At 53.6% G+C, this 7,733-nt stretch carries 7 protein-coding genes; 2 read left to right on the forward strand and 5 right to left on the reverse strand.

The features are described from left to right. On the forward strand, positions 1-290 hold a 290-nt coding region (locus tag MoGM_RS13220; protein WP_233210073.1), incomplete at its 5' end, for a hypothetical protein. Between the two features lie 58 nt (positions 291-348). On the opposite strand, the gene MoGM_RS00330 is transcribed toward MoGM_RS13220, so the two are convergent. The 5 genes from MoGM_RS00330 to MoGM_RS00350 all read right to left on the reverse strand — a co-directional run bounded on the left by MoGM_RS00330 (position 349) and on the right by MoGM_RS00350 (position 6,833). Beyond that, positions 349-1,950 carry a DUF3943 domain-containing protein gene (locus MoGM_RS00330; protein ID WP_104368263.1) on the reverse strand — a complete coding sequence of 534 codons (1,602 nt, stop codon included), beginning with the start codon at positions 1,948-1,950 and terminating at the stop codon, positions 349-351. Positions 1,951-2,069: 119 nt separating this feature from the next. After that, the gene (locus MoGM_RS00335; protein ID WP_104368264.1) at positions 2,070-3,191 is read right to left on the reverse strand and encodes an LA_2272 family surface repeat-containing protein; all 1,122 of its coding nucleotides are present in this window, start codon (positions 3,189-3,191) and stop codon (positions 2,070-2,072) included. 321 nt (positions 3,192-3,512) lie between these two features. Then, the gene (locus tag MoGM_RS00340; protein WP_158249523.1) at positions 3,513-3,920 is read right to left on the reverse strand and encodes a DUF4878 domain-containing protein; all 408 of its coding nucleotides are present in this window, start codon (positions 3,918-3,920) and stop codon (positions 3,513-3,515) included. Positions 3,921-4,076: 156 nt separating this feature from the next. Continuing rightward, positions 4,077-4,703, reverse strand: coding sequence for a YiiX/YebB-like N1pC/P60 family cysteine hydrolase (locus MoGM_RS00345; RefSeq protein WP_104368266.1), 627 nt, complete (start codon positions 4,701-4,703; stop codon positions 4,077-4,079). A 195-nt stretch (positions 4,704-4,898) separates the two neighbouring features. Further along, entirely contained in the window at positions 4,899-6,833 is a 1,935-nt protein-coding gene (locus tag MoGM_RS00350; protein WP_104368267.1) for a DEAD/DEAH box helicase, read from the reverse strand. Between the two features lie 298 nt (positions 6,834-7,131). On the opposite strand from MoGM_RS00350, the gene MoGM_RS00355 reads away from it, so the two are divergent. Beyond that, on the forward strand, positions 7,132-7,653 hold the full coding sequence (locus tag MoGM_RS00355; protein ID WP_104368268.1) for a TIGR00730 family Rossman fold protein: 522 nt from the start codon (positions 7,132-7,134) through the stop codon (positions 7,651-7,653). Positions 7,654-7,733 lie beyond the last annotated feature (80 nt).

Below are 7,733 nucleotides of genomic sequence, written 5' to 3' on the forward strand. Positions count from 1 at the left end.
CCGGCCTTTGTGCTTTTATTTTTAAACGGGCGAAATATGGAGAGCGTTTTGTAAAGTTTGTTCAATGTCTTTATTTCGTATATACCGACACGGAAACACACCGTCAGGCCCGTGCTTTTGAGTATGTGGCAATGAGCATGCCGCACACCATAACCAAAGGTTGGCGGTACGCAGTTTGCAAACTGCCGGTACATTGCCGGAAAAAGCTCAGAACGCATGATTTACCGATAACACATGGCTCGGGAAGAGGAGAAAGGCATGGTATATTCCGCCACACCCCTACCCGTTGACAATATCTGCCATACATTTCCCTATACACAAAAAAAACAGTTCGCCAGGCGAACTGTCTTAAAACATCTTCCACGCAAGACCGATCTGGGCGGTGAACGTGTTTGCGCTCACATCGTCATAATATTTATAGTGAGTGTCGCGCAGATAATATGACGCCGACACATCGATGCCTAACTTGTCGTTTACCGACAGATGCAGGCCGGGAGTCAGCACGAGCAACTGAGCGTTGCCCTTATCCCCCTGGGCATTGAGGTATAAAGGGTCTACGGTATCCAGGTCCTTGCCTTCATAACCCTTCCACGTGTATATTCGATAGTAGTCCGCACCGAACGTGAACCGCCCGTAACGGCCGAACTCCATTATGGTTGTGGCCTTGGCGCTGTACCCGCTGCCCATATTGTAATCCCGGTCTATCACGTTGTAATAGTCGCTCAGCGAGCCGCCGAGCAGTATTCCGCTGATGAAGACACGCTGTTCGAGACGCGTGAGGTTGCCTATCTGCGGGAACTTGTAAATCACTCCCGGACCTACCGACGCAGCCTCCGAGATACGGAAAGGCACCATGCTCGTGCCGTCTTTCACAGGTTGCGAGTCATAGTAGTTGAAATGCTGGAACAGTCCGAACTCGGCCTGCATGTCGTTACCCGTATATACCGGTGCGCTCCACAACTGGCCGAGCAGGTGCACGCCGCTTATCAGCGGCTGGTTCGAGCTGAGTCCGAAAGTGATGTCGGCCGTGAAATAGTCATACGGCTTGTTGGTCGACTCGTCAAACGGGTCCCCGTATGTCAGGTTCACATTCACATACGGGTTGGACTCGCCTCTGAACATGGCATTGTCATCGGCCAGATAGCGGTATCCTGCCGAGAGATTGAGGCTCACGGGCAGCCGCTCGTAATCATGATATTTATAGTATGACGTGCGCACCCGCCACGCGTCGCCGCTGACAATCCTGTTGAGCGCCTTTACAGGGCACACCAACGCACCGAGAAACTCACGGGCGAAACGTCCGAATCCGCGCTGGCGGTCGTCGTAAATAAGGTCGCTTATCCTGCTCGTCACCTCGCCGATGCACACTCCTCCCACGGTGGTGGCGATGAGGTCGTTGATGGCCGGCGGCTCCGTCTCGCACAGCGTCTCCCACATCAGGCTGCCGCAGAAAGCATAAGGCACCGACTCCCAGAAGTTCATGCCGTTGCTGCGGGCGGCGTTGAAGTACAGTCCGCCGTGGTAAGGGTGGGCGAACAGATTGGTGGAGAACTGGTCGTTGTCCCACACGAATCCAGTCTTCACGTTATGCCTCATCGTCGAGAATGTCACCCGGGCAAACTCGGCGTCGAGCGCATAACGGTCGAACCCGAGCACAAGCATATTTATCCCAAACGCCTCCGCTGCCGCCATCCACGGCTGCTTGCCTCTCCTCTCAGGGTTGTCAAAGGCGTATATCGTCTCGCCGGGAGTCAGACCGCCCTGCCCCACCGTCATCACGGGCGGCAGGTTGCACTCCTCTGCCTCGCCCTCACTCACCACACGGCCCAGATAGTGTGCGGCAATGCTGTCGCGTTGTGCGGCCGTAAGCGAGTCGGCATGCGACTGTTCTTCGGCCGAAACGGCGGCGCACACCAGCAATGCGATGACAGACAGATATTGTTTTATCATTACAGATACTGATTTAGATTACTAATTACACTTTATTCAGATTACCAGTTCCATGGGAGGGCTGAGCGTATTTCCCCATCCGCAATCCTTTACTCACAATGATTAATCCCAGCTATACATCACTTCGACCTGTTGCTGTAACCGAACGACAACCCGGCCTCGAATATGGCACGGTCTCTGTATCGCCGCGAGTGGCGGTAATACCTCGTGTCGCCATACCCTACAGACACGAAAGCACCTATCGTGCGGTTGATTTGAAGGTCGAGGTTCATCCTGGCCTGCAACGAGTAGAGGCGCGCCGGCTTGTCGGCCGAGTGCTCCTCGAAAGTCTCCACGTGATAATACCCCATGTCGCCGCTGACTGTGAGCGCCCTGGCGAGCCGGAAATACTGGCCTATACGGTAGAAGACGGCTCCCGAGAACTTCTCGTCAAGCCCCATGTAGTGCGTGCCGAAGCCTATCATACTGTATGTGCTGCGGTTCCGGAACCTCAGCGCTACGTTCGTCTTGGTCGACGAGCCGCCGTAGGCAAGCAGGTCTATGCGTGTCTTGGGGTTGATGTTCACCAGTCCTATCTTGTGGGCCAGGGTGTCGCGACTGTAATTGATGATGCCCACCTGCACGCCTCGGGGATGGCTCACGCACACGTTTACCACGCCGAGCTGCGACCCGTTGAGCGTGTCGGCATAGTTGTAAGCCGCCACCTGAATGCCTCGCATATACGAAGAGCACACGTTTGTGGCGGCGGCTATCTGCACGCCGCGCTTCACTCCCATTGCAATATTCGTCACTCCGCTTATCTGCACGCCACGGAACGGGGCGGTACATGAGTTTGTGAGCAGTGCTGCCTGTACGCCGTTGGCCTCGCCCGCCACATTGCTGACACCGCTGAGCTGCACGCCGCGCATGGTCTTGGCACTGTTCATCGCTCCGGCTATCTGCACACCGTACATACGTGCGTGGCTCATGGCGGCAAGACCGCCTATGTTCACACCACGGGCCTCACGACGGGCTACGGCCGTGAACACCCCCAGCTGCGCCCCTCGCAGTGTGTCTGTGTTTGCAAAAAGACCGATATTGGCTTTGCTGTGAAGCATGGAGTCGGACGTGTGGCGGTTTATTCCCACACCTATGTTGCCCGCCTTGCGGCCGACCGGCTTCTGCGCCAGGCACATACCGGCATCAATACAGACTCCGAGCAGCACTGCGGCCACGGAAAACATCATTCGCTTTATATTCATAAAACTAAAAAAATGCTTAAAGTTTTCTGCCTGCAAAGATAACTATTATTTACCGTCTCACAAAAGAACGGACATCAAAGACAAAATCTTTACTTTTAATTAACGATATGATTAAACGCCGGTTGACGATATACCACACCTGACAAACGATACGAACATACCCCATCAACAATATATTCGCACTTCGATTACCGACAAAATAAAAACAGAAAAAAGTTTACATAAAAAGACTTTGCCTCCTTTCCGCCCGCATGACACGGGAGAAAAGGAGGCAAAACAAATACCGTTATATATACAGCAGCGATACGCCGGTACGCTTTCCTACTTGCCCATATCGAGCATCCAGTCGCCGGCGTCGGTCTTGACGAGCTTTATCTCCTCGGTGTCCGTATTTCCTTTACTGTAAGCAATCTGCATCTTCACCACGGCATGTGCGCCGTCTTCGGAGATCTCTTCGGAGAGAATTTTATACGATTCTATCTCACCGTCTTTCTCGATATCCTTCGAAGCCTTTTCAGAAAGCAGCATGGTAAGCTCACTGCGCATTTCGGCTTCGGAATGCTCGCCCGTTTCCGTTATGTCCACAAGGTCCACATAGCCTTTGTAGTCTTTGTCTTTCATGCACTTCACGGCTTTCTCCGCCACACCGCCCGGGGTGTTTCCGCCACTGCACGCCGCCATTACAAACATCGCTGTAAGAAGTGATAAGATACTTAATAGTTTTTTCATTGCCGTTAATTGTTTTTGGGTTATAAATGTTATTGTCATCAGTCAGCCATATATCGGTCAGCTATTTTTGATTATGTACCATATCCGCCGCCTGTATCCGGCAGCTGTCTTGCGCCTGTCCGGCTCTCATACGGTCTTCATACGGTATGAGACGGATTAAAACTCGCTTACCGTCCTGAGTGCGGAAGAGCGGATGAAATCAGACGGATATATCACGTTCCTGTACCGCAGGCCGGGCAGGTCTACATTGTGGCGACGCCCGCCGGTAAGCGGCATTCCCACCTCGGAATAGGCGTGCTCCACCAGTTCGCAACAATACATCCTCACGGTGTCGGACTCATCGTAGTCATGGTCGAACCCGGTGCCTCGCATGTACACCGCGACCGCCACCCGCGAGGCTCTCGCCGCAACGCCACTGTCGGCAATCCGCATCACACGACCCGCCCCGGCATTGACCGACGAGAAGAACTTATCGGGCCGCTCCATCTTCACACGGTCGGAATCGCCGGGAAAATCAGGCTCGTCGGGCACGGCATGCACTATCACCGGAACGCCGGCCGAGTCGGCCACGATACCGACATGGGAATAGGTGCCGCCGTTGTCGGCCAGCATCACGGCACGGCTCGTAAGGCCGTGACCGCTTCTGAACACCACGTCGCCAGGCCGCAGCCGCACGTCATGCGGCAGAATGGACCCCTCCTTAGGGCCAGCGCAACCGCACAGGGCTGCGCACGAAACCGCCAGCACCATGACACGATGTATCAACGGCATATTCACAGTCATACGTTTAATTGGAGGCAAGGTACGAAAAAAAGCGACACAGAAGTATGTGCCGCTTTTTTATTTAATTCTTTTTAACCATCATAATACCTGTTCCCAACAGTATCCCAAAAGCCACTTCATCGGGAACGTAATGTGTTTCAAACACCTATCACAAACATCATGACACGCCATTGGAGTATTCATAAACATCACGCATCATTTGTTTTTCGGCTTGCGGCGTGCCCATCCTTCCTCGCTGAAATCGGGTTCGTCGCCTATCAGCTGCACGTCATGCCCCTGGAAGAACTGGCGCCAGTCGCTCGTGTTGCCGCTCTCGGGCCGCACATCAACATCGGCACGGCCACGGCCGCCTTTCTTTTTCTTGAAAGGCTCGGCGTCATTAACAGCCTTACCGCCTCTTCCTGAAGCGTTTCTGCCTCCACGCTCGTCGCCCCACGCGCCTCGGGCATCGCCCCGTGATCCACGCGAACCGCCACGGCCGCCACGCTCGTCGGCATCGTTGCAACGCACCTCGCGGCCTTTATATCGTGTACCGTCGAGCGCACGTATGACCTTATTAGCGTCGGACTCGGGCACTTCGATGTACGAGAACTTGCTGAGCAGGTCTATATGGCCTATCTCCTGGCGTCCCTGCACGTGCCTGTTGACATACTGCATCACCTCGCCGGGATAGAAACCGTCGGCCTTGCCGAGGTTGATGAACAGACGGCGGTAACCGCTCTCGGAGCGGCGCTTGCCGCCCTGCGCCCTCTGAGTGCCACGGCCTTCGCCCTTGCCGGATTTTTTATCCCTGCCGCCGGATTTCACAGCCTCTATCTCGGGGGCGTCGGCATAGTATGCGAGGAAACGGCCGAACTCACGGCTTACAATCTTCTTTATCACATCTTCCTTGTCTACATACTCAAAGTGGCGGTTGATCTCTTCCATGAAGGGGGCTATCTCGTCTTCGTTGACATCAACCTTCACAATCTCGTCCATCACCTTGTAGAGCTGCTTGGTGCATATCTCCTGTGATGTGGGCATCACTCCGGCCACAAACTGCTTGCCGATGGTCTTCTCCACATCACGTATACGGCTGCGCTCACGGCTGTGCACGATAGATATAGACGTTCCTTTCTTGCCCGCACGGCCTGTACGTCCGCTGCGGTGGGTATAGCTCTCGGTGTCGCCGGGCATGCCGAAGTTTATCACGTGGCTCAGGTCGTCCACGTCGAGACCGCGTGCCGCCACGTCGGTAGCCACGAGCAACTGGGTCATGTGCTGGCGGAACTTCTGCATCGTAAGGTCGCGCTGCTGCTGGCTGAGGTCGCCATGCAACGACTCGGCGTTGTATCCGTCGTGTATCAGCTTGTCGGCTATCTCCTGCGTCTCGCGCTTCGTGCGGCAGAAGATGATGGCGAATATGCGGGGATAGTAGTCTACAACACGCTTGAGCGCAAGGTATTTATCCTTGGCATTGACCATGTAATACACGTGGTTGACGTTCTCTGCACCCTCGTTGCGGCTTCCAACCACAATCTCCTTATGGTCGTGCAGATAGTTTTTTGCTATTTTCTCCACCTCACGGCTCATCGTTGCCGAGAAAAGCAGGGTGTTGCGGTCTTCGGGCACGCCCTCGAAAATGGCGTTGATACTGTCTGAAAAGCCCATGTTGAGCATCTCGTCGGCCTCATCAAGCACTACATTACGAACGGCGTCGAGCTTCGCCTTGCCGCGGTTCATCAGGTCGATGAGCCGGCCCGGGGTCGCTACGATAATCTGGGCGCCATGGCGCAGGGCGCGAATCTGCGTGTCTATCGACGCTCCCCCATATACAGCCACGATATTGATACCCGGCATGTATTTTGAAAAGTCTTTAAGGTCGTCTGCTATTTGCAGGCACAACTCTCTCGTAGGACTGAGCACAAGTGCCTGCGTTTCTCTATTTTGCGGGTCGATACGCTGCAAAACAGGTATTCCGAACGCGGCTGTCTTGCCCGTTCCGGTCTGTGCGAGCGCTATAACGTCGTTTTTGTTACCAAGCAAATAAGGGATTACTTCTTCCTGTACGGGCATCGGATGCTCAAAACCAAGCTCCGTGATGGCGCGGCGAATCTCTTCGCTTACGCCCAATTCTTCAAATGTCTTCAATCTAAAATGTCTTATATAAAATCGTTATTCGTCCCTAAACACAATAAAAACAATCAGTATGCCAGGAACATCGAGCTGCAAAAATAACGCAAATTGAGCGACATGAAAAATACAAAAAATCACCCGTCCGCTCACCAACCCTTGCCGAAATGCAGCTTTTCGGCCGCAAAGGTAGTGAAAATAAACGGGTTATCGCACCTATAACGGCAATTATTTTAATACGGACATAAAATAAACGCTCACAAACAGTATGCCGACATTTCACCGGACGAAAATAAAAGCGTAACTTTGCGGCATTATGAAAATATGTATTTTTTGTTCGGCCAACAGCAATATAGACCCCGATTTCTTCACCGCCACGGAGGAACTGGGTCGCCGGGCGGCCGAAACAGGACACACGATAGTGTTTGGCGGATGCGACCTGGGACTGATGGAGTGTGTCGGCCGCACTGCACGGGAGAACGGCGGAAGGACAATAGGTGTCGTTCCGTCGAAAGTTGAGGAGCGTGGACGCACCAGCCGCCATATCGACGTGCACATACCGTGCGACAACCTGAGCGACCGCAAAGAACTGATGTTTGCCCAAAGCGACATGTTCGTAGCACTGCCGGGCGGCATAGGCACGCTCGACGAGATATTCACGATAGCCGCGTCTGCCACAATAGGATACCATTCAAAACCAGTTATACTGTATAACATAAAAGGATTTTGGGATAAGCTCATCGAAATGCTCGACGACTTGCAGCGACGCGGGTTCATCCGCGGAAACTGGCGGGATGTCATAAAAGTGGCAAACTCGGTGGAAGAGGTCTTATTCTAGGAGTTAAAGGAGTATCGCTCAGAAGTCAAAGAAGTTAAAGGAAGTTATCGCCCGCAAGCTCGCTCCGAAGTTAAGGACAA

It is taken from the genome of Prevotella sp. MGM1 (assembly GCF_002933775.1).
GTDB lineage: Bacteria > Bacteroidota > Bacteroidia > Bacteroidales > Bacteroidaceae > Prevotella.